The organism is Streptomyces sp. NPDC046870, from assembly GCF_040704595.1.
Classification (GTDB): domain Bacteria; phylum Actinomycetota; class Actinomycetes; order Streptomycetales; family Streptomycetaceae; genus Streptomyces; species Streptomyces argyrophylli.
This window is the reverse complement of the sequence record NZ_JBEYXM010000001.1, coordinates 851,554-878,494: the sequence shown is the minus strand read 5'-3', so window position 1 is coordinate 878,494 and position 26,941 is coordinate 851,554. Positions and strand designations below refer to the sequence as shown.

General features: G+C 71.6%; 29 protein-coding genes, 1 tRNA gene, 1 pseudogene and 1 riboswitch. Of the genes and pseudogenes, 18 read left to right on the top strand and 13 right to left on the bottom strand.

All coding sequences use genetic code 11. The annotated features are described in order from the left end of the window. Window positions 1-16 precede the first annotated feature (16 nt). Window positions 17-1,363 (bottom strand): nicotinate phosphoribosyltransferase, encoded by a 1,347-nt coding sequence (locus tag AB0946_RS03970; protein ID WP_366759028.1) that lies wholly within the window; start codon window positions 1,361-1,363, stop codon window positions 17-19. A gap of 57 nt (window positions 1,364-1,420) precedes the next feature. Between AB0946_RS03970 and clpS the strand changes: the two genes are divergently transcribed. From clpS to AB0946_RS03930, 8 genes are all read left to right on the top strand, one after another. Beyond that, window positions 1,421-1,738, top strand: a complete 318-nt coding sequence (gene clpS, locus AB0946_RS03965) for an ATP-dependent Clp protease adapter ClpS (RefSeq protein ID WP_188290919.1) — start codon at window positions 1,421-1,423, stop codon at window positions 1,736-1,738. A 10-nt stretch (window positions 1,739-1,748) separates the two neighbouring features. Further along, window positions 1,749-2,354 (top strand): DUF2017 domain-containing protein, encoded by a 606-nt coding sequence (locus tag AB0946_RS03960; RefSeq protein ID WP_366759027.1) that lies wholly within the window; start codon window positions 1,749-1,751, stop codon window positions 2,352-2,354. A gap of 331 nt (window positions 2,355-2,685) precedes the next feature. Beyond that, window positions 2,686-4,104 carry an amino acid permease gene (locus AB0946_RS03955; RefSeq protein WP_366759026.1) on the top strand — a complete coding sequence of 473 codons (1,419 nt, stop codon included), beginning with the start codon at window positions 2,686-2,688 and terminating at the stop codon, window positions 4,102-4,104. 187 nt (window positions 4,105-4,291) lie between these two features. Next, window positions 4,292-4,714, top strand: a complete 423-nt coding sequence (locus tag AB0946_RS03950) for a M67 family metallopeptidase (protein ID WP_366759025.1) — start codon at window positions 4,292-4,294, stop codon at window positions 4,712-4,714. Between the two features lie 79 nt (window positions 4,715-4,793). Then, window positions 4,794-4,889 carry a putative leader peptide gene (locus AB0946_RS03945; RefSeq protein WP_023550193.1) on the top strand — a complete coding sequence of 32 codons (96 nt, stop codon included), beginning with the start codon at window positions 4,794-4,796 and terminating at the stop codon, window positions 4,887-4,889. An 88-nt stretch (window positions 4,890-4,977) separates the two neighbouring features. Beyond that, on the top strand, window positions 4,978-5,256 hold the full coding sequence (locus AB0946_RS03940; protein ID WP_366759024.1) for a MoaD/ThiS family protein: 279 nt from the start codon (window positions 4,978-4,980) through the stop codon (window positions 5,254-5,256). Between the two features lie 17 nt (window positions 5,257-5,273). After that, on the top strand, window positions 5,274-6,224 hold the full coding sequence (locus AB0946_RS03935; protein ID WP_366759023.1) for a cysteine synthase: 951 nt from the start codon (window positions 5,274-5,276) through the stop codon (window positions 6,222-6,224). 147 nt (window positions 6,225-6,371) lie between these two features. Beyond that, window positions 6,372-6,833: a hypothetical protein gene (locus AB0946_RS03930; protein WP_366759022.1), complete on the top strand. Its 462-nt coding sequence runs from the start codon at window positions 6,372-6,374 to the stop codon at window positions 6,831-6,833. 47 nt (window positions 6,834-6,880) lie between these two features. On the opposite strand, the gene AB0946_RS03925 is transcribed toward AB0946_RS03930, so the two are convergent. Next, entirely contained in the window at window positions 6,881-7,339 is a 459-nt protein-coding gene (locus tag AB0946_RS03925; protein ID WP_366759021.1) for a type II toxin-antitoxin system PemK/MazF family toxin, read from the bottom strand. A gap of 238 nt (window positions 7,340-7,577) precedes the next feature. Between AB0946_RS03925 and AB0946_RS03920 the strand changes: the two genes are divergently transcribed. After that, window positions 7,578-8,330: an MBL fold metallo-hydrolase gene (locus AB0946_RS03920; RefSeq protein ID WP_366759020.1), complete on the top strand. Its 753-nt coding sequence runs from the start codon at window positions 7,578-7,580 to the stop codon at window positions 8,328-8,330. Between the two features lie 74 nt (window positions 8,331-8,404). Here the strand turns inward: AB0946_RS03920 and AB0946_RS03915 are convergent, their stop codons facing one another. Beyond that, on the bottom strand, window positions 8,405-9,667 hold the full coding sequence (locus AB0946_RS03915; RefSeq protein WP_366759019.1) for a PTS transporter subunit EIIC: 1,263 nt from the start codon (window positions 9,665-9,667) through the stop codon (window positions 8,405-8,407). A 154-nt stretch (window positions 9,668-9,821) separates the two neighbouring features. After that, window positions 9,822-11,123, bottom strand: a complete 1,302-nt coding sequence (locus AB0946_RS03910; protein ID WP_366759018.1) for a PTS transporter subunit EIIC — start codon at window positions 11,121-11,123, stop codon at window positions 9,822-9,824. Between the two features lie 155 nt (window positions 11,124-11,278). Here AB0946_RS03910 and AB0946_RS03905 point away from each other — a divergent pair, with 155 nt between their 5' ends. The 3 genes from AB0946_RS03905 (at window position 11,279) to AB0946_RS03895 (ending at window position 12,833) form a co-directional block, all read left to right on the top strand. Continuing rightward, window positions 11,279-11,512, top strand: a complete 234-nt coding sequence (locus AB0946_RS03905; protein WP_189813583.1) for a glucose PTS transporter subunit EIIB — start codon at window positions 11,279-11,281, stop codon at window positions 11,510-11,512. Window positions 11,513-11,590: 78 nt separating this feature from the next. Next, window positions 11,591-12,325, top strand: a complete 735-nt coding sequence (gene rph / locus AB0946_RS03900; protein WP_366759017.1) for a ribonuclease PH — start codon at window positions 11,591-11,593, stop codon at window positions 12,323-12,325. A gap of 115 nt (window positions 12,326-12,440) precedes the next feature. Continuing rightward, complete coding sequence (locus AB0946_RS03895) at window positions 12,441-12,833, top strand: hypothetical protein (protein WP_366759016.1); 393 nt, start codon at window positions 12,441-12,443, stop codon at window positions 12,831-12,833. Window positions 12,834-12,854: 21 nt separating this feature from the next. On the opposite strand, the gene AB0946_RS03890 is transcribed toward AB0946_RS03895, so the two are convergent. The 4 genes from AB0946_RS03890 to AB0946_RS03875 are packed head-to-tail and all read right to left on the bottom strand — an operon-like array spanning window position 12,855 to window position 16,180. Beyond that, on the bottom strand, window positions 12,855-13,511 hold the full coding sequence (locus tag AB0946_RS03890; protein ID WP_366759015.1) for a DUF1707 domain-containing protein: 657 nt from the start codon (window positions 13,509-13,511) through the stop codon (window positions 12,855-12,857). A gap of 9 nt (window positions 13,512-13,520) precedes the next feature. Then, entirely contained in the window at window positions 13,521-14,534 is a 1,014-nt protein-coding gene (locus tag AB0946_RS03885; protein WP_366759014.1) for an ABC transporter ATP-binding protein, read from the bottom strand. A 1-nt stretch (window position 14,535) separates the two neighbouring features. Continuing rightward, a complete protein-coding gene (locus AB0946_RS03880; protein ID WP_366759013.1) occupies window positions 14,536-15,387 on the bottom strand; it encodes an ABC transporter permease in 852 nt (283 codons plus the stop codon). Further along, window positions 15,380-16,180 (bottom strand): ABC-2 family transporter protein, encoded by an 801-nt coding sequence (locus AB0946_RS03875; protein ID WP_366759012.1) that lies wholly within the window; start codon window positions 16,178-16,180, stop codon window positions 15,380-15,382. The genes AB0946_RS03880 and AB0946_RS03875 overlap by 8 nt, the downstream gene beginning before the upstream one ends. A gap of 1,422 nt (window positions 16,181-17,602) precedes the next feature. On the opposite strand from AB0946_RS03875, the gene AB0946_RS03870 reads away from it, so the two are divergent. Then, window positions 17,603-20,416: a transglycosylase domain-containing protein gene (locus AB0946_RS03870; protein WP_366759140.1), complete on the top strand. Its 2,814-nt coding sequence runs from the start codon at window positions 17,603-17,605 to the stop codon at window positions 20,414-20,416. Window positions 20,417-20,442: 26 nt separating this feature from the next. Here AB0946_RS03870 and AB0946_RS03865 read toward each other — a convergent pair whose 3' ends face one another. The 3 genes from AB0946_RS03865 to AB0946_RS03855 form a co-directional block, all read right to left on the bottom strand. Further along, window positions 20,443-20,763: a multidrug efflux SMR transporter gene (locus AB0946_RS03865; protein ID WP_225810301.1), complete on the bottom strand. Its 321-nt coding sequence runs from the start codon at window positions 20,761-20,763 to the stop codon at window positions 20,443-20,445. A 44-nt stretch (window positions 20,764-20,807) separates the two neighbouring features. Continuing rightward, window positions 20,808-20,881, bottom strand: a riboswitch (guanidine-III (ykkC-III) riboswitch). A gap of 63 nt (window positions 20,882-20,944) precedes the next feature. Then, window positions 20,945-21,304, bottom strand: a complete 360-nt coding sequence (locus AB0946_RS03860) for a co-chaperone GroES (protein ID WP_014672972.1) — start codon at window positions 21,302-21,304, stop codon at window positions 20,945-20,947. 22 nt (window positions 21,305-21,326) lie between these two features. Further along, window positions 21,327-21,656: a DUF3618 domain-containing protein gene (locus tag AB0946_RS03855; protein ID WP_366759011.1), complete on the bottom strand. Its 330-nt coding sequence runs from the start codon at window positions 21,654-21,656 to the stop codon at window positions 21,327-21,329. A gap of 93 nt (window positions 21,657-21,749) precedes the next feature. Between AB0946_RS03855 and bcp the strand changes: the two genes are divergently transcribed. The 4 genes and pseudogenes from bcp (at window position 21,750) to AB0946_RS03835 (ending at window position 23,396) form a co-directional block, all read left to right on the top strand. Next, the gene (bcp, locus tag AB0946_RS03850; protein WP_366759010.1) at window positions 21,750-22,217 is read left to right on the top strand and encodes a thioredoxin-dependent thiol peroxidase; all 468 of its coding nucleotides are present in this window, start codon (window positions 21,750-21,752) and stop codon (window positions 22,215-22,217) included. 151 nt (window positions 22,218-22,368) lie between these two features. After that, window positions 22,369-22,695 (top strand): annotated as a pseudogene (locus AB0946_RS03845) (HNH endonuclease signature motif containing protein); the annotation flags it as partial. Further along, complete coding sequence (locus AB0946_RS03840) at window positions 22,692-23,300, top strand: HNH endonuclease signature motif containing protein (RefSeq protein WP_366759009.1); 609 nt, start codon at window positions 22,692-22,694, stop codon at window positions 23,298-23,300. The pseudogene AB0946_RS03845 and the gene AB0946_RS03840, both read left to right, overlap by 4 nt. A gap of 11 nt (window positions 23,301-23,311) precedes the next feature. Then, a tRNA-Leu gene (locus tag AB0946_RS03835) sits at window positions 23,312-23,396 on the top strand. Between the two features lie 41 nt (window positions 23,397-23,437). Here AB0946_RS03835 and rdgB read toward each other — a convergent pair. Then, window positions 23,438-24,040 (bottom strand): RdgB/HAM1 family non-canonical purine NTP pyrophosphatase, encoded by a 603-nt coding sequence (rdgB, locus tag AB0946_RS03830; protein WP_366759008.1) that lies wholly within the window; start codon window positions 24,038-24,040, stop codon window positions 23,438-23,440. A 26-nt stretch (window positions 24,041-24,066) separates the two neighbouring features. Then, window positions 24,067-25,401 (bottom strand): SGNH/GDSL hydrolase family protein, encoded by a 1,335-nt coding sequence (locus tag AB0946_RS03825; RefSeq protein ID WP_366759007.1) that lies wholly within the window; start codon window positions 25,399-25,401, stop codon window positions 24,067-24,069. A 196-nt stretch (window positions 25,402-25,597) separates the two neighbouring features. Between AB0946_RS03825 and AB0946_RS03820 the strand changes: the two genes are divergently transcribed. Continuing rightward, window positions 25,598-26,911, top strand: a complete 1,314-nt coding sequence (locus AB0946_RS03820; RefSeq protein ID WP_366759139.1) for a DUF445 domain-containing protein — start codon at window positions 25,598-25,600, stop codon at window positions 26,909-26,911. The last annotated feature ends 30 nt before the right edge of the window (window positions 26,912-26,941 follow it).

Here is a 26,941-nt window from a genome sequence, read left to right as displayed (position 1 = left end):
CGGACGGGGTCCCGCTCTAGCTACCCGAGCGCCCTTGGACGTACTCCGTCGGAATGACGGGTTCCCCCCTGGACAGCTGGATCGCGGAGAGCGGCAGATTCGCGCGGGCCGCGATGTGGCGGTCCCGGGCCACGTCCAGCGGCTCCCGGGCGACCACCTCGCCGCCCTTGACCAGCTCCACCAGCAGCTGCCGGTCGGCCAGCTCGGCCGGGACCGCCCCGGTGCCGATGACCTCGGCCTCCGCGACCCCTTCCGCGTCCAGCCGCCGCGCCGCCCACTTGCGGCCCCCGATGGACGTCTTGCCGCCGCTGGACTTCTTCGCGACCGGCAGCAGCGGCGCCTTCGGGTCGGCGGACCCCGCGCGGGCGACCAGCTTGTAGACCATGGAGGAGGTCGGGTGCCCGGAGCCGGTCACGAGCTGGGTGCCGACGCCGTACGCGTCCACCGGCGCGGCGGCCAGCGAGGCGATGGCGTACTCGTCCAGGTCGGACGTCACGACGATCTTCGTGCCGGTCGCGCCCAGCTCGTCCAGCTGCTGGCGCACCCGGTGGGCCACCAGCAGCAGGTCGCCGGAGTCGATGCGGACCGCGCCCAGCTCGGGCCCGGCCACCTCCACCGCCGTACGGACGGCCTCGGCGACGTCGTAGGTGTCCACCAGGAGGGTCGTGCCCCGGCCGAGGGTGTCGACCTGGGCCTGGAAGGCGTCGCGCTCACGGTCGTGCAGCAGGGTGAAGGCGTGGGCGGAGGTGCCGACGGTCGGGATGCCGTAGCGGAAGCCGGCGGCCAGGTCGGAGGTGGTCGCGAAGCCGCCGACGTAGGCGGCGCGGGCGGCGGCCACCGCGGCCAGCTCGTGGGTGCGGCGGGCGCCCATCTCGATCAGCGGGCGGCCACCGGCGGCGGAGGCCATCCGGGAGGCGGCGGCGGCGATGGCGGAGTCGTGGTTGAGGATGGACAGGATCACGGTCTCCAGCAGGACGCACTCGGCGAAGCTGCCCTCGACGCGCATGACGGGCGAGCCGGGGAAGTACACCTCGCCCTCGGGGTAGCCCCAGATGTCCCCGCTGAAGCGGTAGTCGGCGAGCCACCGCAGGGTCTCCTCGTCGACGATGTCCCGTTCGCGCAGGAAGCCGAGGACCCCGGAGTCGAAGCGGAAGTTCTCCACCGCGTCCAGGACACGGCCGGTGCCGGCCACCACGCCGTAGCGGCGCCCGTCCGGCAACCGGCGGGTGAAGACCTCGAACACGCTCCGCCGTTCGGCCGTACCGGCCTTCAGTGCGGCGCGCAGCATCGTCAGCTCGTACTGGTCCGTGAAGAGCGCCGTCGAGGGAACGTCCACCGGCAGCCCAAGGTCCGCTGTGTTCATGACGAGGAATCGTACTCCCTTTTCGTCGGTGTGACGATTTATGCGGGCCGTGGCAGCATGGGCTGTGTGACGTCACCCGCGCCCGTAGAGATCGAACGCACCGAGTCGGCGGAGGAGGTCTTCGCCGTACCCGAGCCCGACGTCCCCTGGGTCACCATCGTGCACAACGACCCGGTCAACCTCATGAGCTATGTGACGTACGTCTTCCAGACGTACTTCGGCTACAGCAAGGACAAGGCCACCAAGCTCATGCTCGACGTCCACCACAAGGGCCGGGCGGTCGTCTCCAGCGGGACCCGCGAGGAGATGGAGCGCGACGTGCAGGCGATGCACGGCTACGGTCTGTGGGCCACCCTCCAGCAGGACCGGAAGTAAACGCACCCAGATGCCCGGACACTTCGAACCGCTCCCCGGCGGCGGCGCGGCCGTCGCCCTCGACGACGTCGAGATCTCCATCATCCGGTCGCTGGCCGTCCAGCTCCTGGAGCTCATCGGTCCCGGACCCGGCGCCGACGCCCCGGACGACCCGCTCGCCGAGCTGTTCGCGCAGGGGCCGAGCGAGCCGCCCGCCGACCCGGTGCTGCGCCGGCTCTTCCCGGACGCCTACAGCGACCCGGAGGAGGTCCCGGCCTCGTCGGCCGAGGCCGAGGAGCGGCGGGCGCACTCCGCGGAGTTCCGCCGGTTCACGGAGAACGACCTGCGCGCCGGCAAGCGGGAGAACGCCCTCGGGGTGATCCGCAGCCTCGACGCGCTCGCCCCGGTGGACGAGGGCGGGGCGGTGCTCAAACTGTCCCCCGACGCGTCCCGGCAGTGGCTCGGCGCCCTCAACGACCTGCGGCTGGCGATCGGTTCCCGGCTGGAGATCAGCGACGAGGACGACACCGACCTGCTCTACCGGCTCCCGGACGAGGATCCGCGCAAGCCGATGGTCATGGCGTACCTGTGGCTCGGCGGGCTCCAGGAGACCCTGGTGACGACCCTGATGCCGTAGTTCGTACGGTTTCGCCCCCCGGGGGGGCGTTCGCTCAGAGGACGCTCAAATCCGGATAACGATCCCGTCACCTTTGTGGCCGGTTTTGCCGCATTCGGGCGCTCTTTGTCCGCTTTTACCTGTGTGATGCGCCACACCGCACCCCTGTGATCAATATTGCGGCCGTGATAAATCTTCACGACCGCCCGGCCGACACCACCCACGTTCGGCCGGGTGCGCCACCGAGCCGACGACCGTCGGCCAGGCAGACAACTCCATCATCCGGGGGGATCGAGACCCGATCCGAGGCCGACGAAAGGCCCGGGTCGGCATGGAGAAAGGCGCACCACACATGACCTCTGAGAAGGTCACCACCACCCCTGAGGAGGGGTACGAGCGCGGGCTCGGCAGCCGTCAGGTCCAGATGATCGCGATCGGCGGCGCGATCGGCGTCGGGCTCTTCCTCGGAGCCGGCGCGAACATCGCCAAGGCCGGCCCCAGCCTCATCCTGATGTACGCCCTCGCCGGCGTGATCATCTTCTTCATCATGCGGGCCCTGGGCGAACTGCTGCTCTACCGCCCGGTCTCCGGCTCCTTCGCCGAGTACTCCCGCGAGTTCCTCGGCCCGTTCTTCGGCTACTTCACCGGCTGGACGTACTGGCTGATGTGGGTCGTGACCGGCATGGCCGAGCTGACGGCCGCCGCGATCTACGTCCACTACTGGTTCCCCGGCATCCCGCAGTGGGTGACGGCCCTGGTCTTCCTGGTGGTCCTGTTCGTGGCCAACCTGATCTCGGTGAAGCTGTTCGGCGAGATCGAGTTCTGGTTCTCCATGGTCAAGGTCACGGCCCTGATCGGCATGATCGTGATCGGCCTCGGCGTGCTCACCTTCGGCTTCAGCGCCGCGGGCGACACCGCGCACGTGGCGAACCTGTGGCAGTTCGACGGCTTCTTCCCCAAGGGCATCGGCTCCTCGCTGATGACCCTCCAGGGCGTGATGTTCGCCTACCTCGCGGTCGAGCTGGTCGGCGTCACCGCCGGCGAGTCCGAGAACCCGGAGAAGACCCTCCCGAAGGCCATCAACACGCTGCCCTGGCGCATCGCGCTCTTCTACGTCGGTGCCCTCACCGTCATCCTGTGCGTGGTGAAGTGGACCGAGTTCGCGCCGGGCGTCAGCCCCTTCGTGAAGGCGTTCGCGGTCATCGGCATCCCGGCCGGCGCCGGCATCGTCAACTTCGTGGTGCTCACCGCAGCCCTGTCGTCCTGCAACTCCGGCATGTACTCCACCGGCCGCATGCTGCGCACCCTCGCCGACAACGGCGAGGCCCCGCGGGTCTTCTCGAAGCTGTCGGCCACCAAGACCCCCGCGCTGGGCATCACCGTCTCGGTGCTGTTCATGGGCATCGGCGTCGTCCTGAACTACGTCGTCCCGGAGAAGGCCTTCGGCTACGTCACCTCCGTCGCCACCGCGGCCGGCATCTGGACCTGGCTGATGATCCTGGTCAGCCACGTCCTGTACCGCCGCGCGGTCGACGCGGGCCGGCTGCCCACCAGCTCCTTCCCGGCGCCCGGCGGCGCGGTGTGCTCGTACATCGCCATCGCCTTCCTGCTCTTCGTCACCGGTCTGATCGCCTACGACGCCGACTCCCGCGTCTGCCTGTACGTCATGGCGGTCTGGGCGGTCGCCCTCGGCATCGGCTGGCTGGTCCTGAAGTCCCGGACGCCGTCGATCGCGGACCGCCGCGAGCCGGAGTTCGAGAAGGTGGGCTGACCCCCGTAAGAACCAGGGAAAGCCCCTCAGACCCCGGGGCGGACCCCGCAAGACCCTCCGGAAAGGACGTCCGGTCGCCGGGAGCTCTCGTGGCGCCCCCGGCGGCCGCCGCTCAGGACGTCCGCCATGTGGGCCGTCCCGTACCACCCCTCGGTACGGGACGGCCCCTTTGCTTATCCTGACCCCCATGCTGACCATCACCCAGGCGCTCCACGACCAGATCGTCGCCCACGCGCGCGCGGACCACCCCGACGAGGCGTGCGGAGTGGTCGCCGGACCGGTGGGCTCCGGCCGCCCCGAGCGCTTCGTCCCGATGCTCAACGCGGCCCGCTCGCCCACCTTCTACGAGTTCGACTCCCAGGACCTGCTCAGGCTCTACCGCGAGCTGGACGACCGCGACGAGGAGCCGGTGATCATCTACCACTCCCACACCGCGACCGAGGCGTACCCCTCGCGGACGGACATCAGCTACGCCAACGAGCCCGGCGCGCACTACGTCCTGGTGTCCACCGCCGACACCGACGGCGTCGGAGAGTTCCAGTTCCGCTCCTTCCGCATCCTGGAAGGGGAGGTCACCGAGGAGGAGGTCAAGGTCGTCGAGGCGTACTGATCTCAGTCCCCGGTCGGATGAAGTCCGGGATGTGGAATCACACTCCGGAACACGGACCGGGAATCGATACGATGAGCCCATGGTTCTGAACGACGTGAGCGAGAAGGCGCCGGGCATGCTGCTCGTGGCGCGGCTGCACGTCGATCTGTGCAGGCTGAACAGCGCCATCTGTTGACGTTCCCCGCCGCCGTACGGCCGTGAGCCGCGGCGTGCCGCGCCGCGCGCCCACACCTTCCGACACTTCCCGACAGGAGCCCGCAACCATGGCCATCGAGGTCCGCATCCCCACCATCCTCCGCCAGTACACCGACGGTCAGAAGGCGGTGGAGGGCACCGGGAGCACCCTCGCCGAGCTGTTCGCCGACCTGGAGTCGCGGCACGCGGGCATCCAGGCCCGCATCGTGGACGGCGAGCAGCTGCGCCGCTTCGTCAACGTGTACCTCAACGACGAGGACGTCCGCTTCCTGGACGGCATCAACACCAAGCTGTCCGACGGCGACAACGTCACGATCCTGCCGGCCGTCGCCGGCGGCATGCGCTGATCGGTCACCGAGCAGCGATGCGCTACGACTCCCCGCTGGCCGCGGTGGGCAACACCCCCCTGGTGCGCCTGCCGCGGCTGTCGCCGTCCCCGGACGTGCGGATCTGGGCCAAGCTGGAGGACCGCAACCCCACCGGCTCGGTCAAGGACCGGCCCGCCCTGCACATGATCGAGCAGGCGGAGAAGGACGGCCGGCTGACCCCGGGCTGCACGATCCTCGAACCCACCTCCGGCAACACCGGCATCTCCCTCGCCATGGCGGCCAAGCTCAAGGGCTACCGGATGGTGTGCGTGATGCCGGAGAACACCTCGCAGGAGCGCCGGGACCTGCTCGGCATGTGGGGCGCCGAGATCATCTCCTCCCCGGCCGCCGGCGGTTCCAACACCGCCGTGCGCGTGGCCAAGGAACTGGCCGCCGAGCACCCCGACTGGGTGATGCTCTACCAGTACGGCAATCCGGACAACGCGGGCGCCCACTACGCCACGACCGGCCCCGAGATCCTCGCCGACCTGCCCTCGATCACCCACTTCGTGGCGGGCCTCGGCACCACCGGCACCCTCATGGGCGTCGGCCGCTACCTGCGCGAGCACAGGCCGGGCGTCCAGATCGTCGCCGCCGAGCCGCGCTACGACGACCTGGTCTACGGCCTGCGCAACCTCGACGAGGGCTTCGTCCCCGAGCTGTACGACGCGTCCGTCCTGACCACCCGGTTCTCGGTCGGCTCGGCCGACGCGGTCACCCGCACCCGTGAACTGCTCCAGCAGGAGGGCATCTTCGCGGGCGTCTCCACCGGTGCCGCCCTGCACGCGGCGATCGGCGTCGGCCGGAAGGCCGTCAAGGCGGGCGAGAGCGCCGACATCGTCTTCATCGTGGCCGACGGCGGCTGGAAGTACCTCTCCACCGGCGTCTACACCGCGGCCACCACGGAAGAGGCCATCGCGACACTCCACGGCCAGCTCTGGGCCTAGGGTCCTCCGTCCGGATCACGCCGGGCTCGCGGGCCCTGGCACCGCGCCTGATCCGGCCTGGTCCGAACGGAAGGCCCCGGCGGCGGATCCGCTCGCTCCGGTGGTACGTCACATCCGTACCAGGACACCGGCAGAAAGGCGGACCCCATGCGCCGTACCACGCTCCTCGCCCCCGCGGCGGCAGCGCTGCTCCTCGCGGGCTGCGGCTCCCAGCAGGACACCGGGAGCAGTGACAAGGTGTCGGCGCCGGCCCGCACGGGCACGCCGTCGCCCAGCCCGTCCGCCGGCGACTGCACCGGTCACGTCGAGCTGACGGCCGCCGATCACGGCCGTACGGTCTGCGTGACCGAGGGCGGTGAGGTCCGGCTGACCCTGGACGGCACCCGGGCCCGTCCCTGGCGGCCGGTCGCCGCGCGCGGTACGGGACTCCAGGCCGTCAACGCCGGCTTCGTACTCCAGCCGGGTGACGCCACGGCCGCGTACCGGGCGGTGGCCGCCGGCACGGTGGAGCTGACGTCGTCCCGCCCGCTGTGCGCCGAGCCGACCGCACCGGGCCAGGTCTCCTGCAAGGGCATCGAGGACTGGACGGTCACCGTGCGCGTCCGGTGAGGCGGAGCCCCTGGGGAGCGAGCCCGGCATGATCCGGACGAGAGGCCCTAACCGGCCAGGTGCCGTACCTGGTCCCACAGGACCGGGTCGACCACGCCCACCCGGCGGCGGAAGCCGTCCACCGGCACCTCGCGCAGCTCGTCGGTCCGCAGGAAGCTGGGCCGCCCCTGGGTGTCGCCGACCGCGCCGGGCGGCAGCGGGATCACCCCGCAGCGCTCGTCGTGGTACTTGCTGGTGATCTTCGCGACGGTCGCCCGGTCGCCGCGCACCGCCAGCACCAGACAGGGCCGGTCCTTGGCCCCGGCCCGGTTCTCGTAGGGGACCTCCGCCCACCAGATGTCCCCCGGGCAGGGCCGTACGGCGTGTGCCGTGCGCCGGCCCGGGCGGCCCGGGGTCCGCAGGCGCCGGCCGGCGGGCCGGTGACCGCGGCCCCAGCCGTCGACGAGCGTGGCGACCAGCGCGAGCAGTACGACCGCCGCGAGCGCCAGCCACCAGGACGTGTCCATACGACGACGTTACCGGCGCGCGCCGGACATCGCGCGCCCTCTTCCGATCCTGGTGCGCCCCGCTTCCAGCCGAACCGGTGACAGCACAGGTGAGTTCGCCCACAACGGCCCCTGGCGGAGGAGCGACCCGTGCTTTCGCGCCTTACGCTCGACGCACCGCACGACCCCCGACAGCCCCCGCCCCGCAAGGGGTTTACGTCCCGCCCACCGGCTACCCGCCTACGGAGGTTTCTGCTTCATGAAGCTCACCGTCGTCGGCTGCTCGGGGTCGTTCCCGTCCGCGGAATCGGCCTGTTCGAGCTACCTCGTCGAGGCCGACGGCTTCCGGCTGCTCCTCGACATGGGCAACGGCGCCCTCGGCGAGCTGCAGCGCCACTGCGGTCTCTACGACCTCGACGCGATCTTCCTCAGCCATCTGCACGCCGATCACTGCATCGACATGTGCGCGTACTTCGTGGCGCGCTACTACCGCCATGACGGCGGCCGCTGCGACCCCCTCCCGGTCCACGGCCCCGAGGGCACCGAGCACCGCCTGACCACGGCCTACGCGGACACCCCCTCCGCCTCCTCGATGAGCGAGGTCTTCGACTTCCACACGGTCAAGCCGTCCACGTTCGAGATCGGCCCGTTCACCGTGCACACCGAGCGGGTCCGCCACCCCGTGGAGGCCTACGCCATCCGGATCGAGCACGGCGGCAGGTCCCTGACGTACTCCGGCGACACCGGCGTGACCGCGGCGCTGGACGAGCTGGCCCGGGACACCGATCTGTTCCTGTGCGAGGCCGCGTTCACGCACGGCAAGGAGAGCATCCCCGACCTGCACCTCAACGGCCGCGAGGCGGGGGAGACGGCGGCCCGCGCGGGCGCGCGGCGGCTCGTCCTCACCCACATCCCGCCGTGGACCGACCCCGAGGTGAACCTGCGGGACGCCCGTGAGGTGTTCGACGGCCCGGTGCACCTGGCGGCACCGAGACAGACGTACGAGATCTGACGCGACGACCGCGCACGACGAGGCCCCCGGAGCGTCCGCTCCGGGGGCCTGCTGTCATGCGGTGACGGCCGCTGTCACGCCTTGGCGAGGTCCTCGACCTCGTCCTCGGGCTCACGGCCCGGGGTCTTCAGGTCGAACTTGAGGATGGCGAACCGGAAGGTCACGTAGTAGATCGCGCCGAAGACGAGACCGACCGGGATGATCAGCCACGGCTTGGTCGCCAGGTGCCAGTTGAGGGCGTAGTCGATCAGGCCGGCGGAGAAGTTGAAGCCGGCGTGCGCGCCCAGGCCCCACGTCACGGCCATCGACACCGCGGTGAGCACGGCGTGCAGGACGTACAGCAGCGGCGCGACGAACATGAAGGAGAACTCGATCGGCTCGGTGACGCCGGTGACGAACGAGGTCAGCGCGAGCGAGACCATCATGCCGAGCACCGCCTTGCGGCGCTCCGGACGGGCGCAGTGGGCGATGGCGAGCGCGGCGGCCGGCAGGCCGAACATCATGATCGGGAAGAAGCCGGTCTGGAACAGACCGGCGGACGGGTCGCCGGCGAGGAACCGGGTGATGTCGCCGTGCACGATCTCACCCGAGGCGTTCTTGAAGTCGCCGAGCTGGAACCACGCCACGGTGTTGACGAACTGGTGCATGCCGACCGGGATGAGCGCGCGGTTCACCGCGCCGAACAGGGCCGCGCCGCCCGCTCCGAGACCGGTCATCCACTCGCCGAAGTGCGCTATGCCGTGGCCGATCGGCTCCCAGACGAGGCCGAAGAAGACGCCCAGCACGATGCCGACGAAGGCCGTGATGATCGGCACGAGCCGGCGGCCGTTGAAGAAGCCGAGCCAGTCGACCAGCTTCGTGCGGTGGAACCGCTGCCACAGCACGGCCGCGAGCAGACCCATGATGATGCCGCCGAGGACACCGGGGTCGTTGTACGTCGCCTCGACGATCTTGCCCTTTTCGATGTGCTGCTCGGTCAGCGGGAAGGCCTGGAGGACCTTGCTGTAGACGAGGAAGCCGACCACCGCGGCGAGGGCCGTGGAACCGTCGGACTTCTTGGCGAAGCCGATGGCCACACCGATGCAGAACAGCAGCGGAAGGGAGCCGGTGAGGGCGCCGCCCGCGTTGTTGAACACGGCGGCGACCTTGTCCCAGCCCAGGCCGTCCTTGCCGAAGATGTCGGGCTGGCCGAGGCGGACCATGATGCCCGCCGCGGGCAGCACGGCGATCGGGAGCTGTAGGCTGCGACCGACCTTCTGCAGGCCCTGGAACAGGCCTGCTCCCCGCTTCTTCCCCGGCTTGGCCGCCGGGGCCGCCGTCTCGGTGGCGGTGCTCATACTTCCTCCATCGGGCAAGGCGCCGCCCGGGAACCATGGAAGGGGACGGCAGCGTCTCTGGTCTACACCACCTGTGGTGTAGACCTGTTGTAGCACGATGAAGGCGGCGTAAGGAACCCGCGAATCCGCTACCGCGGCGCTACGCGCTGTGCCGTCAGGCCTGGGTGACGTCCTCGACCTCCTCCGCCGGCTCCCGCCCCGGCGTCCGCAGGTCCAACCGCGTGATCGCGACGCGGAACACCAGGTAGTACACGGCCGCGAAACACAGGCCGATCGGGACGATCGCCCACGGCCTCGTCGCCAGGTTCCAGTTGATCACGTAGTCGATCAGGCCCGCCGAGAAGCTGAAGCCGTCGTGCACCCCGAGGGCCCACGTCACCGCCATCGACACCCCGGTGAGCACCGCGTGCGCGGCGTACAGGCCGGGCGCGATGAACAGGAACGAGTACTCCAGCGGCTCGGTGATGCCGGTCAAGAACGACGTCAGCGCGACCGACAGCATCAGGCCGCCGACCTCCTTGCGGCGCTCCGGCCGCGCGCAGTGCGTGATGGCCAGCGCGGCGGCCGGCAGCGCGAACATCATGATCGGGAAGAAGCCCGAGGTGAACTGGCCGGCGTGCGGGTCCCCGGCGAGGAACATGTTGATGTCGCCGTGCACGGGCCTGCCGCCCGGCGGTGTGTACGTGCCGAACTGGAACCAGATGGGCACGTTCAGGAACTGGTGCAGGCCGATCACCAGGAGCGCGCGGTTGGCGACCCCGAAGACGCCGGCCCCCCAGGCGCCCGCGTCCCGCAGCCAGCGGCTCAGGCTCTCCAGCGCGTCGCCGACCGGCGGCCAGACCCACAGGCACAGCGCCGCGAACACGATGGCCACGAACGCCATGATGATCGGCACCAGCCGGCGGCCGTTGAAGAAGCCCAGCCAGTCCACCAGCCGTGTGCGGTGGTACCGCGCCCAGAAGAAGGCCGCCAGCAGCCCCATCACGATGCCGCCGAACACCCCCGGGTTCTGGAACGTGAACGGCGTCACCGCCCCCACCCCCGCGCCGGAGCTCACCTGGCAGCCCACGTCCGGCACCGCGGTGGAGCCGCCCGGGCACCGCTGCGGGAACTGGTGCAGCACGCTGTAGTAGACGAGGAAGCCGGTCACCGCCGCCAGCGCCGTGGAGCCGTCAGCCTTCCTCGCCATCCCGATCGCGACCCCCACGCAGAACAGCAGGGGCAGGCCGAGCGAGCCGTCGAGCAGCGCGCCGCCCGCGCCCTTCATCACCTTCGAGACGCCGGTCCAGCCCAGACCGCCGGCCCCGAACACGTCGGGCTGGCCGAGCCGGTTCAGGATGCCCGCCGCCGGCAGCACCGCGATGGGCAGCTGCAGGCTGCGGCCCATCTTCTGCAGACCCTGGAAGACGCGGTGCCGACGGGCCCGGGCGGGACCCGCCGTGCTCGGTGCACTCATGGGTTTGGCGACCTTCCCCACGGTGGTGTAGACCAGTCGACGGACGGTTCCGCTGTCGTGATCGCCATCATCCGGCACGGACGGCAAGACCGCTCGCGAAGATGGGCCAACTGTGGGTTACTGCGACAAAGCGGTTCGGAGCAGGGAGAAGGAACATGGCCAGCAAGGCTGAGAAGATCGTCGCCGGACTCGGTGGCATCGACAACATCGAGGAGATCGAGGGCTGCATCACCCGGCTGCGCACCGAGGTGTCCGACCCCGCTCTGGTCGACGACGCCGCCCTGAAGGCCGCCGGCGCCCACGGCGTCGTCAAGATGGGCACGGCCATCCAGGTCGTCATCGGCACCGACGCCGACCCGATCGCCGCGGAGATCGAAGACATGATGTGAGCCCTCCCGGCTCACCCCGAAGGGGCTCTTCCCCACACCGGAGGAGCCCCTTCCCCGTGTACGGCTAGGCTCATCGCCATGTCTCGCATCGACGGCCGTACCCCCGAACAGCTCCGCCCGGTCACCATCGAACGCGGATGGAGCAAGCACGCCGAGGGCTCCGTCCTCGTCTCCTTCGGCGACACCAAGGTCTTCTGCACCGCCTCCGTCACCGAGGGCGTCCCGCGCTGGCGCAAGGGCAGCGGCGAGGGCTGGGTCACCGCGGAGTACGCCATGCTGCCCCGCGCCACCAACACCCGCGGCGACCGCGAGTCCGTCAAGGGCAGGATCGGCGGCCGCACCCACGAGATCTCCCGGCTCATCGGCCGCTCCCTGCGCGCCGTCATCGACTACAAGGCGCTCGGCGAGAACACCGTCGTCCTCGACTGCGACGTCCTCCAGGCCGACGGCGGCACCCGCACGGCCGCCATCACCGGCGCGTACGTCGCGCTCGCCGACGCCGTCGCCTGGGCCCAGGGCAAGAAGCTGGTCAAGGCCGGCCGGCAGCCGCTCACCGGCACCGTGAGCGCCGTCTCCGTGGGCATCGTCGGCGGGGTACCGCTGCTCGACCTCTGCTACGAGGAGGACGTGCGCGCCGACACCGACATGAACGTCGTCTGCACCGGCGACGGCCGCTTCGTCGAGGTCCAGGGCACCGCCGAGGCCGCGCCGTTCGCCCGCGAGGAACTCGACGCCCTGCTCGGCCTCGCCGTCACCGGCTGCCGGGAACTCACCGTCATCCAGCAGGCGGCACTGGCGGCCACGCGCGCGTAAAGAAGCCCCCAAGTCCGCGGGGCAACCCGGCGGACCCCCGCGACGTCCCAGTGGGTACGGGCGCACGGCTCACCGGCGTGCGCCCGGCCAGCCGTACCAGGGGAGGGACACCACCATGGCCGCCAGCCGACGCCGACTCACCGTTGTCGCCGCCGTAGCGACCGCCGCGCTCGCCGCCGGCCTCACCACCGGCTGCGACGCCGTGGACAAGGCACTGGACTGCGTGCAGACCGCCGACGCCATCGCCGACAACGTCACCGGACTCCAGCAGGCCGTGGAGAACGCGGCGAACGACCCCTCCCAGGCCGACGCGTCGCTCGACTCCATCGAGAAGAGCCTGCGGAAGATCGGCGACAAGACGGACGACGCCGACGTCAACAAGGCCGTGGACGACCTGCAGAAGGCGGTCGGCAACGTACGCACGGCCCTCAGGAACGGGGACGCGACGCCGGACGTCAGCCCCGTGACGGACGCGGCCGGAGAGCTGACCAAGGTCTGCACGTCGTAGACGCAGCCCCGGCGGGCCGCGCTAGCGCGGCTTCTTCTTCAGGCGTTTGCGCTCCCCGCGCGGCAGCTTGCGCTCCACGCCCACCCCGCCCCAGAACGCGACCCCGCCGATGATCACGCGGGGCGCGCCCGGCTCGGGCGGGCCGTCGTCCCGCGGGTGTTCGAAGGCCCCCATCACCCCGACACCGCGCACGACGACCTCGACACCCGGCGGCACGATCACCTGGACCCCGCCCATGATCACCACACAGTGGATCTCGACCTCGCCGGCCGCGAAATCCGCCTCCCGCAGGTCGAGTTCGCCGCCGCCCATGAACGTGAGGCAGGAGTACCGCCTCGGCACCGTCCAGCGGCCCTTGCGCTCGAACCCCGACAGGATCGCCACCGCGCCCCTCGAGGAGCCCTCCGCGCCGGTGATCCGGCCCGCCCAGCCGGCGCCCGCCACCGGGGCCTTGACGAAGGAGACGGGCAGGGCCGGTGCGACGGCGCCGGCCACCGGCAGGTCGCGGGTCAGCGGCGCCAGCTCGCCGTACGTCCGCGCCCGGTAGGCCGCCTCCAGCCGCTCGTCGAACTCCGCCATGTCGAGCCGGCCCTCGGCCAGGGCGTCCCGCAGGACCTCGGCGACCCGGTCACGGTCGGCGTCGGACGCGCGGAGGTCCGGGACTGCGTCGTCGCTCATGCCGGCAGCCTACGAGACCGCCTTCTCCGCGTACATCCTGGCGATGACGGCCTCGATGTCCGGCTCCCGCACCGACAGGTCCACCAGCGGGTACCGGGCGGCCAGATGCGCCACGACCGGCGCCGCCGACTGCCCCGCCGGGAACGCCAGCCACTGCCGGGGACCCTCCACCCGCACCACCCGGGCCGACGGCACCTGGACCGGCGGCAGCTCCCGCTCCAGGTCCACCACCAGCGTCCGCTCGCTCTCGCCGGCCTCGTGCAGCCCCGCGAGCGCACCGTCGTACACCAGCCGACCGTGGTCGATCACCATCACCCGCGAGCACAACTGCTCGATGTCCTGCAGGTCGTGCGTGGTGAGCAGCACCGTCGTGCCGCGCTCGGCGTTCACCTCCCGCAGGAACTCCCGCACCCTGGCCTTCGACACGACGTCCAGACCGATCGTCGGCTCGTCCAGGTACAGCACGTCCGGGTCGTGCAGCAGCGCCGCCGCGATGTCACCGCGCATCCGCTGCCCCAGGGACAGCTGCCGCACCGGTACGTCCAACAGGGCACCCAGGTCCAGCAGTTCCACCAGCCGGTCCAGGTTCTCGCGGTAACGGGCGTCCGGGATGCGGTACATGCGGTGCGCCAGCCGGTAGGAGTCGATCAGCGGCAGGTCCCACCACAGCGTGGTCCGCTGACCGAACACCACCCCGATCCGGTGCGCGAGCCGCGACCGCTCCCGCGCCGGATCGATGCCCGCCACCCGCAGCCGCCCGGCACTCGGCGTCAGGATCCCGGTCAGCATCTTGATCGTCGTCGACTTCCCGGCGCCGTTCGGCCCGATGTACCCGACCATCTCGCCGCGCCCCACGGTGAACGAGAGCGAGTCCACCGCCCGCACCTCGTGCCGCTCCCGCCGCAGGAACCCGGTCCTGCGGCGCACCTCGAAGACCTTCTCGACCCGCTCCACCGCGATGAAGCCGTCTCCCGGGACGCCGTCCCCCACGACGCCGTCGTCCCCTGCGATCACGTCACCCACGCTAGCTCCCTGTGCTGCGGTACGAACGAAGTCCCGCCCGCCAGGCCAGCCCCGCGAGCACACCGCAGCCGACCGCCACCAGCGGGGGCGTGAACGCGGTCCACTCCGGCAGGCCCAGCGGGTACGGCCGCCCGAGCACATGGGTCGCGGGCAGCCAGTTGACGAAGGCCAGCGGCAGCACGAAGGTCACCCCGCGCACCAGCTCCTTCGCGAACACGGTCGGCGGGTACTGGAGCAGCGTCGTACCGCCGTAGGTGAAGGCGTTCTGCACCTCCGAGGCGTCCTGCGCCACGAACTGGAACGCCGCGCCCGCCACGAACACCGCGCAGAAGATGCCGCAGCCGCTCACCACCATCACCGGCATCAGCAGCAGCCTGTCCGCCGTCCAGTCGATGTCCACCCGGGTCAGCGACCAGCCCAGCACCAGCGCCCCCTGCGTCACCCGGCCCAGCCGCCGCAGCGCGAACCGGTCGGCCGCCACCTGCGCCAGCACCGGCGCCGGGCGCACCAGCAGGGTGTCCAGCGTGCCGTCCCTGACCCGCCGGCCCAGCCGGTCCATCGACCCGATCACCAGGTCCGCCAGCCCGAAGGAGGTCGCGGACAGGCCGTACAGGAACGCCACTTCGGGCAGCGGGTAGCCGCCCAGGGCGTCCACCCGGGAGAACATCAGCATGATCGCGACGAAGTCGAGGAAGGTCGCCGCGAAGTTCCCGAACGTGGTCATGGCGAAGGACGCCCGGTAGGCCATCGTGGAGCGCACCCACATCCCCGCGATCAGCCGGTACGCCCGCACGCCCTCGGCCAGCCGGCGGGCCGGGCCGGACACCTGGCGCGGGGCCTGGAGCTCAGCCACCCTGCACCACCACCCGGCGTGTGGCCGCCGACTGCACCAGCCGTCCGGCCCCCAGCAGCGCCACCGCCCACGCGGCCTGGAAGAGATAGGTGGGCAGCGGGTCCGCGTGCCCCAGCAGGACGTCCGCCGGGCCCTGCAGCAGCGACGACCAGGGCAGCACCCGTACGACGTCACCGAGCACCCCCGGGAACACGTTCAGCGGCAGCAGCATGCCCGAGCAGAAGAAGCCCAGCAGCCACGCCATCTGCGCCACACCGGCGCCGTCCAGCAGCCAGAACGCGCTCAGCGCCACCAGGTAGCGGATGCCGAAACCGACCAGCATGGCGAGGACCACCGCGACGAGGAACGCCACCCAGGTGCCGGCGTCGGCCGGCAGGTACACCGGGAAGCACAGCGCGCCGAACGCGAACGGGACCAGGCCCCGGCCCAGCAGCTGGAAGAACGCCCGGCCGAGATCCGCCGCCAGCCACCACAGCTGGAGATCGGCGGGCCGGTACAGGTCGATCGCCACGTCCCCCGTACGGATGCGTTCCATCAACTCGTCCTCGACGCCCCCGCCCCCGATCGCGAGGGTCGACAGGAACGCCTGCCCCAGCCATACGTACGTCACGGCCTGCGCCTGGTCGTACCCGCCCAGATGCGGCCTCTCCTCCCACAGGGCGCGGTACGTGTAGACGAGGATGAGACCGAAGACGGTGTTCGTGAACACCCCTGCCGCAGTGGCGGCCCGGTAGGTCGCGTACCGTCTGAATCCCCCTGTCGCCACGGCCGCGTACAACCGTCCCGCGCCCACGCCAGTCGACCTCCTCGGACCGCTCGACACCGAAGCGCAGGAGCCTAGTCCGAAGGCCCGGCGGCCGGCCACGCGATTTCCGGTCGGAAGCGTGCCGGAATCCGGGAACGGAACGCCAGGTGCGAGAGTCTTCAAACAGGGGGAGCGCAGAAGCGTACGAGGCGTACGGGAACGTACGACGCGAAACAGGAGTCCGTGCACGACATGAGCGACGAGCCGCAGCCGCAGCAGCCGAACGAAGGCGTGGCACCTGAAGAGCCGCTGCCGGCTGAAGGGCCCGGAAACCCGGGACGCCGCGAACCGAGCAGCGCACCACCGAATCCCGCAGGGGGCACCAGGAGCGACACCAGCGCACGCGCCGGGAGGCCCGAGGGCCGCGACGGCGGTGTGAGTGCCGGCGGTGCCGGGAGGGGCGACGGTGGTCAGCGCGCCGGGGACGCCCGGAACGGCGAGGGCGCGTCGAGCGACGCCGGAGGCACTGGCAGCCGTGCCGGCGCCGGGCGCGCTGACGGTGGCCCGGAGGCGGCTGGGCGTGAGGCGGGCCGCACGGCCGGGACCGGCAACGGCCCGGCGGACTCCCCGGCCCGTCCCGGCTCCGGCATGACGGGCACGTCCTCCCGGGACGGCTCCCGCCCCGGGGACCCAGCCGAACAGGACCGGGACCGGACGGCCTCCATCGCCCGCGCCCGCCAGGCGGCCCGCGCCCGCACGGAACAGACGGATGCCGCGGGAACCGCCGCAGGCACGGCCTCCGGCGGCACCGGGGTGCCCGGCCGCGGCCCGGCGTCCGGCGACGGCCCGGGATCCGGCCGTGGCCCGGCAACCGGTCGTGGTTCGGCATCCGGCCGTGAGCAGGAAGCCGCCGGTGGCCCGGCGGCCGGACGTGGTGCGCGGGGCGGGTCCGGCCAGGCGTCCGGCGGTGCGTCGGAGTCCGGTCGTGGCCCGGTGTCCGGACGTGAGCAGGAAGCCGCCGGTGGCCCGGCGGCCGGACGTGGCCCGGGGTCCGGTGACGGCCCGGGGTCCGGCCGTGGCCCGGCAACCGGTCGTGGTTCGGCATCCGGACGTGAGCAGGACGCCGCCGGTGGCCCGGCCGCCGGCCGTGGTGCGCGGGGCGGGTCCGGCCAGGCGTCCGGCGGTGGCTCGGAGTCCGGTCGTGGCCCGGTGTCCGGTGGGGCGCCGGCGGGTGGTGCCGGCGTGGCATCCGGCCGCGGTTCGGAGTCCGGCCGGCGCGCGGAGTCCGGTGGGGCATCGGCGTCCGGTGACGGGCCGGTGTCCGGCGGCGCCGCGGCCGCCGGTGCGCAATCGGCTGCCGGCGCAGACGGTGCCGCCTCCGCCGCCCGGGGCGGCTCGCGTGCCGGTGCGTCCGGTGGCGGCGGGAAGCCGGGCGGCTCCGGGCAGGAGCCGCCCGCCGAGAGCACCCAGGTGCTCCGCCGTGTCACCCCGCCCCGCGGGCCGGGTTCCGGTACCCGGCAGGAGGCCGACTCCGCCCCGGCGCCCGAGACCACGCAGGTGCTGCGGCGGGTCAACGCCCCCCGCTCCGGCGAGCCCGCGGGTGAGCCGGACCCCACCCGCCGTACCCCTCCTCCCACCGTGCCCCGCCCCGGCGGGGAGAACCGCGCTGCCCAGGCGTCCGGTGCCGCCGCCCCCTCCTCCCCGGCCGCCGCCCGGGCCGCCCGCGCCGCCCGCGCGGCCGGCACCGCCGCAGCGGGAGCCGGCGCCGGGGCGGGAGCCGGTGCTCAGGCCGCCGCCGCGCCGGCGACCGGCGCCGCGGCCGCTTCCGCCGCCTCGGCCACCGGCCCCGGCACCGATCCCAAGAACGCCACCGGAGCCCTCACCACCACGCTCCCCGCCACCGACGGCGAGACCGCCGGCGGCAAGGGCAAGGGCAAGAAGGGCAAGCGGCCCAAACGGACCGGCTGGCGGCGGATCATCCCCACCTGGCGCATGGTGCTCGGCACCTTCTTCGTCGGCGTGCTGCTGCTCGTCGGGCTCTTCTTCGTCGGGTACTCCCTGGTGAAGATCCCCCCGGCCAACGCGTTCGCCACCAAGCAGAGCAACGTCTTCCTGTACGCCGACGGCTCACAGCTGGCCCGCGACGGCGAGGTCAACCGCGAGAACGTCACCCTCGCCCAGGTCTCCAAGGACGCCCAGCACGCCGTACTGGCCGCCGAGGACCGGGACTTCTACACCGAGTCCGCCGTCGACCCCAAGGCGATGCTCCGCGCCGGCTGGAACACCGCGACCGGCAAGGGCAAGCAGTCCGGCTCGACGATCACCCAGCAGTACGTGAAGAACTACTACCTGGCCCAGGAACAGACGGTCACCCGCAAGGCCAAGGAGTTCTTCATCGCGATCAAGCTCGACCAGAACAAGTCCAAGGACGAGATCCTGGAGGGCTACCTCAACACCAGCTACTTCGGCCGCAACGCCTACGGCATCCAGGCCGCGTCCCAGGCCTACTACGGCCGCGACGCCGCCGACCTCGACCCGGCCCGCGCCGCCTACCTCGCCGCGCTCGTCAACGCGCCCAGCGAGTACGACGTCGTCGCGCACCCGGAGAACCGCAAGGCGGCAGTCGCCCGCTGGAACTACGTCCTGGACGGCATGGTCACCAAGGGCTGGCTCAGCGAGTCCAAGCGCGCCGGCATGAAGTTCCCGATGCCCAAGGAGCAGACGGTCTCCACCGGCATGTCCGGCCAGCGCGGCTACCTCGTGGAAGCGGTCAAGCAGTACCTCACCGCGAACAACATCATCGACTCCGACCACCTCACGGCCGGCGGCTACCGCATCACCACCACCATCCAGAAGGACCGGCAGGACGCCTTCGTCAAGGCGGTCGACGACCAGCTGATGTCCAAGCTGGACAAGAAGAACCGCAAGGCCGACACCTTCGTCCGGGCCGGCGGCGCCTCCGTCGACCCCAGGACGGGCAAGGTCGTCGCCATGTACGGCGGCATCGACTACGTGAAGCAGTACACCAACGGCGCCACCCGCGGTGACTTCCAGGTCGGCTCCACGTTCAAGCCGTTCGTGTTCACCTCCGCCGTGGAGAACGGGTCCACCACCCAGGACGGCCGCGCCATCACCCCGAACACCGTCTACGACGGCACCAACCAGCGCCCCGTCCAGGGCTGGAACGGCGGCGCCTACGCCCCCGAGAACGAGGACCAGAAGTCGTACGGCCCGATCACCGTCCGCAAGGCCACCGACGCGTCGGTGAACTCGGTGTACGCGCAGATGGCCGTCGACGTCGGCCCCGCCAAGGTCAAGCAGACCGCGGTCGACCTGGGCATCCCCTCCGACACCCCGGACCTCCAGCCGTACCCGTCCATCGCCCTCGGCACCGCCACCGCCAGCGTCCTGGACATGGCGGAGGCCTACGCCACGCTCGCCAACCACGGCAAGCACGGCACGTACACCCTGGTCGAGAAGATCACCAAGGACGGCACCAACGAGGTCAAGCTGCCCGAGCATCCGGCCAAGCAGGCCGTCAGCCGGGAGGCCGCCGACACCACGACCTCGGTCCTGCAGAGCGTGGTCGAGAGCGGCACCGCCACGGCCGCCCAGGCCGCGGGCCGTCCGGCGGCCGGCAAGACCGGTACCGCCGAGAGGGACACCGCCGCCTGGTTCGCCGGCTACACCCCGGAGCTGGCCACGGTGGTCTCCGTCATGGGCCAGGACCCGGTGACGGCCAAGCACCAGCCGCTCTACGGAGCGCTCGGCCAGGTGCGTATGAACGGCGGCGGCCCGCCCACCCAGATCTGGGCGCAGTACACGCGCGACGCGCTGGAGGGCAAGCCGGTCAGCAAGTTCGACCTGGAGCTCCAGCGGGGCGCCGACCAGGTCCAGGAGCCGCCCGCCACCAGCACCGCCCAGCCCGGCACCGACGGCGGCGGCAACGACGGCGGCGCCACCGCCACGCCGACGGACGGTGCCACCACCGGCGGCGGCACCCCGACGGACGGCGGCACGACCGGCGGCGGCACCCCGACGAACGGCGGCACCACCGCAGGCGGCACCCCGACGACCGGCGGCACGACCACGGACGGGGGCGCCACCACCGGCGGCACCACCCCGACCGGCGGAGGAACCACCACGGACGGCGGCGGCACCACCGGCGGCGGGGACACGACCGGCGGCGGCACGCCCACCGGCGGCGGGACCACCGCGGGCGGCACACCGGGCGGGGGCACCACAGGATCGGACGGGGGCCCGGGAGGCTTCACGGGCACCTGACCCCCGGACCCCGTACACCCGACGCCTCAGTGACCGCTGGTCGCCTTCAGCCCCACCACGGCGACCAGCAGCAGGCACACGAAGAAGATCCGGGCGGCGGTGACCGGCTCACCCAGCACCACCATGCCGAGCACCGCCGCACCGGCCGCGCCGATGCCCACCCACACCCCGTACGCGGTACCGATGGGCAGGGACTTCGCGGCGTACGACAGCAGGACCATGCTCGCGACGATGCCGGCGCCGGTGAACAGACTGGGGACGAGCCGGGTGAACCCCTCGCTGTACTTCATCCCGATCGACCAGCCCACTTCCAGCAGACCGGCGACGACGAGCAGAACCCAGGCCATGACGGCACCTCCGGGACGCGGCGACTTTCCTACGGGTCGTTCCGGGTGCGTCGTCTTTGCCTTCGGCCCGGTACGGCGCGTCTCGTCGGGCTCCCTTTCGAACATAGCAAAAGCACGGCAAAGAGGGCCGGTGACGAAGGTCACCGGCCCTCTCGCTCTCTGTTCTGCAGGTACAGCCCCGCTACAGGTACAGCCCCGTGGAGTCCTCCGACCCCTCGAACCGGTCCGCGGCGACGGCGTGCAGGTCACGCTCGCGCATGAGGACGTACGCCACGCCCCGCACCTCGACCTCCGCCCGGTCCTCCGGGTCGAACAGGACACGGTCCCCGGGCTCCACCGTCCGTACGTTCTGCCCCACGGCGACGACCTCGGCCCAGGCCAGCCGCCGGCCGACCGCCGCGGTGGCGGGAATCAGAATGCCGCCCCCCGACCGCCGCTCGCCCTCACCGGTCTCCTGCCGCACGAGAACCCGGTCGTGCAGCATCCGGATGGGCAGCTTGTCGTGGTGGGGAGTGCTGTGCTCGTTTCTGTTGGCGCTCACGGCTCGAACCTACCTGTCCCGGTCAGTCCCTGCGCCGCCGGGCCCCGAGGGCGAGCAGCCCCACGACCCCCACGACGACCAGCGCGACGGGCACCACCCGCTCCAGACGCGGCGCCCCCTCATCGTTCACGAACTGTGCCCGTACCTCGCTCACGACACGGTTGACCTGCACGTACGCCCGTCCGACCGTGTGGTCGACATGGGCGACGGCCTTGGCCTTCGCATCGCCGACGATGGTCTTCGGATGCACCCGCACCCCGATCTCGTCGAGCGTCTCGGCCAGCACTTCACGGCGGCGCTTGATGTCCGCCTCGATCTGCGCCGGGGTTCTGGTGTCCGACGTGTCCGCCACCGTACGGCCTCCGAAGTCTGCTGATGCTGTTCCGAACAGTTTGTCAGCTCTGGGCGGCGCCGCACCGCAAGGCCCCCCGGTTAGGCTGGCCCGATGAGCGAGCGACTCCAGCCGGGGGACGTGGCCCCCGCCTTCACCCTCCCCGACGCCGACGGCACCGAGGTGTCCCTCTCGGACCGCAAGGGCCGCAAGGTCATCGTCTACTTCTACCCGGCCGCGCTGACCCCAGGCTGCACCAAGCAGGCCTGTGACTTCACGGACAACCTGGAGCTGCTGGCCGGCGCCGGCTACGACGTCATCGGCATCAGCCCCGACAGCCCGGAGAAGCTGGCGAAGTTCCGCGAGAAGGAGTCCCTGAAGGTCACCCTCCTCGCCGACCCGGACAAGAAGGTCACCGAGGCGTACGGCGCCTACGGCGAGAAGAAGAACTACGGCAAGACCTACCTGGGCGTCATCCGCTCCACGATCGTCGTGGACGAGGAGGGCAAGGTCGAACGGGCCCTGTACAACGTCCGCGCCACCGGCCACGTGGCGAAGATCATCAAGGACCTGGGCATCTGACCCCGCCCACCACACGAACGGCCCGCTCCGGGGACCCCCGGCCCGGGCCGTTTCCCGTGCCCCCGGGCGTGACGGTCCGATAACCGGTTCGTCACTCCGTACGGGCAGCGAACGCGCGCCCGGGACGGAGGGGGGCTGGGTGGGGGTCAGCGGCCTGGAGGTCGTCGGCGGCCATCACACGCACATCAGCCGCGGGATCAAGGCGTACGGGAAGCAGGCGGTCGGTCAGGCCCGGCGCATTCCGAGTGACCGGCTCAAGTGGGCCATGACGGCGGTGGGCCTGCCGGAGCGCTGTGCCCGTTGCGGCACGGAGCCGGTGTGGCGGGGCCGTCCGCTTCCGCTGGAGGTCGATCACATCGACGGTGACTGGCGGAACAACCGGATCGAGAACCTACGGTTCCTCTGTCCCAACTGTCATTCGACCACGGACGATTACCGGGGGCGCGGCAAGGGTCGCTCCCGGGGCGGCGCCGTATGAGCGGCGGGGTGCGGTACACGCGTGAGCGGTTGGCGGAGGCCGCCGAGCGGTGCGCGAGCCTCGACGAGGTCATCGCCTTCTTCGGCAGACATGGCAGCCCCGCGCCCGAGGAACTGCGCGCGGCGGTCGCCGAGTCGATCTCCATCGCCGAGACGCTACGCCGCCTCGGACGGCCGGACACCGGCACGCAGCGCGCGCTGCTGCGGCAGTGGGTTGCCGAGGAGGGCATCTCGACCGTGCACTTCCTGGGGCAGGCGCACCGACGCGGCAAGGCCCGTGCGGACCGCGTCAGGCGTCCCGAGGACATCCTGGTCCAGCACGACGGCCGACGTCGGACGCGCACCTACCTGCTCCGACGCGCGCTGAGCGAAGTGGGCGTACCGGAGGAGTGCGCCGAGTGCGGCATCGGACCGGAGTGGGGCGGGCAGCCGATGACGTTGGAGGTCGACCACATCAACGGTGACTGGAGCGACGACCGGCGTGAGAATCTCCGGCTGCTCTGCCCCAACTGCCACGCGGCCACGGGCACCTGGTGCCGAGGGGGCGCACGGCGAAAGACGCGGCCCCGTACACTGAGCGAGGCAAAACGGCCTGTGAACAAATAGTCCGTTTTGGGGCGGCCGTGGCGAAATAGGCGATACGCGCGGGTTTTAGGTGCCCGTGGGAGAAATCCCGTGTGGGTTCGAGTCCCACCGGCCGCACAGGTGAGGGGCCGTCCACCCGGGCGGCCCCTCGGCCTCTCTCAGCCCAACAGCTCCCGTACCACCGGCACCAGCGCCCGGAACGCCTTCCCCCGGTGGCTGATCGCGTTCTTCTCCTCCGGGCTCAGCTCGGCGCACGTGCGCGTCTCGCCGTCCGGCTGGAGGATCGGGTCGTAGCCGAAGCCGTTCGTGCCGGCCGGGGCGTGCCGCAGCGTGCCGGGCAGCTGTCCCTCCACCACCCGCTCCGTGCCGTCCGGCAACGCGAGCGCCGCCGCGCAGGCGAAGTAGGCGCCCCGGTGCTCGTCGGCGATGTCCGAGAGCTGGGCCAGCAGCAGGTCCAGGTTGGCCTTGTCGTCGCCGTGGCGGCCGGCCCAGCGGGCGGAGAAGATGCCGGGGGCGCCGCCCAGGACGTCGACGCACAGGCCGGAGTCGTCGGCGACGGCGGGCAGGCCGGTGGCCTGGGCGAGGGCGTGTGCCTTGAGCAGGGCGTTCTCGGCGAAGGTGACGCCGGTCTCCTTGACGTCGGGGACGTCGGGGAAGGCGTCCGTGCCGATGAGCTCGTGGGGGAGTCCGGCCTCGGCGAGGATCGCCCTCAGTTCGGTGATCTTTCCGGCGTTGCGGGTGGCGAGGATCAAGCGGGTCATGTCCGCCAGTATTCCTCGCCGCCCGGTCACAGCTCCGCCTGCCCCGCGCCCTTCAGGGTGCCGAGGTCGAAGACCTCGGCCATGGTGCGGTAGCCCAGGTCGCTGGGGTGGAGGTGGTCGCCGGAGTCGTACGCGGGGCGCAGCCGGCGCGGGTCGTAGGGGTCCCGGAGGGTCTTGTCGAAGTCGACGACCGCGTCGTAGACCCCGCCGGCGCGGATCCGCGCGTTGACCTGTTGGCGTACGGCTTCCCGGGCGGGGGTGTAGCCGTGGTGGCCCTGGAACGGCATGAGGGTGGCGCCGATGACCTTCAGGCCGCGGGCGTGGGCCTGGCGGACGAGGGTGCGCAGGCCGGTGACGATGCGGTCGGGGTCGGCGAGCCGGGGGTTGCGCAGGATGTCGTTGATGCCGAGGTCGATGACGACGACCTTGACGTTGGGGCGGTCGAGGGCGTCGCGGCCGAAGCGGGCGAGGCCGCTCTGGTTCTCGGCGGGCCGGCCGAGGCCGTCGGCGAGGACCTGGTTACCGCTGATGCCCTCGTTGACGACGCTGTAGCGGGGCAGTTCCCGTCCGTTGCGCAGGGCGGTGCGCAGCCGGCCGGAGAGGATGTCGGGCCAGCGGTGGTTGGCGCCGGTGGTGGAGGTGACGCCGTCGGTGATGGAGTCGCCGAAGACGACGACGGTGCCGGTGGCCTCGTTGCTGAGGACGTCGAGGGCCGTCACGTACCGCCAGTACGGGGTCTGTCCGGTGTACGGGGTGCCGGTGGTGTCGTCGGTGCGGTCGCCGGTGGCGACGTAGGAGATCTGCCGGGCGCGGGGGTGGTAGGTGACCGGTCCTGAGGGTGTGGGGGAGTAGGTGGTGATCAGGACGTCGGTGTCGTGCGGGAGGGTGAGGTGCACGGCGTCGCTGACGGCCTGTGCGCCGGCGGGTATGACGACGCCGGGGGCGCCGTTGAAGGTGAGGCGCCGCATCGTTTCCGCGGCGGCGGCCGCGCTGCCGTCGCCCAGGGAGAGGGCGAGGGAGGCGTGGCTGATGGTGAGGGCGGACTGGCCGTACAGATTGGACAGCGTGACGCGGGCACTCGTACCGCCGGCGCTGGTGTGCACGACGTTGCGGACGGAGCGGCCCGCGAGGCCGGCCGTCTCGGTGCCGGGTTCGCCGCCGACGGGCGCGGTGGCCCAGGCGCCGACCCAGGTGCCGGTGGAGGCGGGGGCGGCGTGGGAGTCGCGGTGCGGGCGGTTGTCGCCGACGGTGGCGCGGGGGGTGCCGTCGTGGGCGGCGACGGTGACGTACAGGGCGGCGGACAGGGCCACGACCAGCGCGACGAGCGCGCTCAGGACGGCATAACCATGACGCTTGGTCACGCTTGTTTTGTTCTCCTCGACAGATGGGAGCCCGGGGCTCCGATCTTGCTCACCCATGATGGGTCATGGGGCCGGGGTGAGGTGACAGGACCCTGCCACGACAACCCTTCAGACAGACGCCGGGAACTCCTGTTTCGTTCCGGGAGTCGGTCAGGAAGGGACAATTGTGTGCGAGATCACCGAACGGGTGGAGCTGATGGAACCTAGCGAGACGGGAACTCCGGGGCGGGTCGCGTCGTACAAGACGATGACGGCGTTCACCCCGGCCGACGAGGAGCGCCGGCGCGGGGTGCGCCGGATGAAGGCCACGGCGACGGGCATGCTGCTGTTCGTCGCGGTGGTGTACGTGCTGGCGAAGGCGGCCGGGAACGCGGGTGCCGGGGCGTGGACGGATTATGTGGCGGCGGCGGCCGAGGCGGGCATGGTCGGTGCGCTCGCCGACTGGTTCGCGGTGACGGCTCTGTTCCGGCACCCGCTGGGGCTGCCCATCCCGCACACCGCGATCATCCCCACCAAGAAGGACCAGCTGGGCGTGTCGCTGGGTGAGTTCGTCGGTGAGAACTTCCTCTCCGAGGACGTGGTGCGGCAGCGGTTGCGGGCGGTGGGCATCGGCAGCCGGCTGGGGGCCTGGCTGGCCGAGCCGGAGCACGCGGACCGGGTGACGGCGGAGCTGGCGACGGCGCTGCGGGGGGCGCTGACGGTGCTGCGGGACTCCGATGTGCAGGCGGTGGTGGGTGAGGCGATCACCCGGCGGGCCAACGCGCAGGAGATCGCGCCGGGCATCGGCAAGACGCTGGAGCGGATCGTCGCCGACGGCGGGCACCGGCGGGTGGTGGACCTGGTGGTGGCGCGGGCGCACGACTGGCTGGTGCTGCACCGGGACGACGTGATGGTGGCGGTGGAGGGGGGTGCGCCGGGCTGGACGCCGCGGTTCGTGGACCGGAAGGTGGGCGAGCGGGTCTACAAGGAGCTGTTGCGGTTCGTGACGGAGATGCGGGACATGCCCTCGCACCCGGCGCGTGGCGCGCTGGACCGTTTCCTCACCGACTTCGCCTCCGACCTCCAGTCGGACACGGACACCCGGGCGCGGGTGGAGCGGCTCAAGGGCGAGGTGCTGGGCCGGGGCGAGGTGCAGGATCTGATCGCGTCGGTGTGGACGGCCGTGCGGTCGATGATCGTGGCGGCGGCGGAGGACGAGCGCAGCGAGCTGCGGACGCGGGTGCGGGCGGCGCTGCTGTCGCTGGGCGCGCGGATGGCGACCGAGCCGAAGGTGCAGGACAAGGTCGACAGCTGGGTGGAGGGTGCCGCGGTGCACGTCGTGACGACGTACCGCGGGGAGATCACCTCGTTGATCACGGACACGGTGGCGAGCTGGGACCCCGAGCACACGACCCGCAAGATCGAGGCGCACATCGGCCGGGACCTGCAGTTCATCCGGATCAACGGCACGGTGGTGGGTTCCCTGGCCGGGCTGGTGATCTACTCCCTCTCGCGCTGGCTGGGGGCCTGACCGGACTGTTCCGCGCAGGCCAGGGCACCC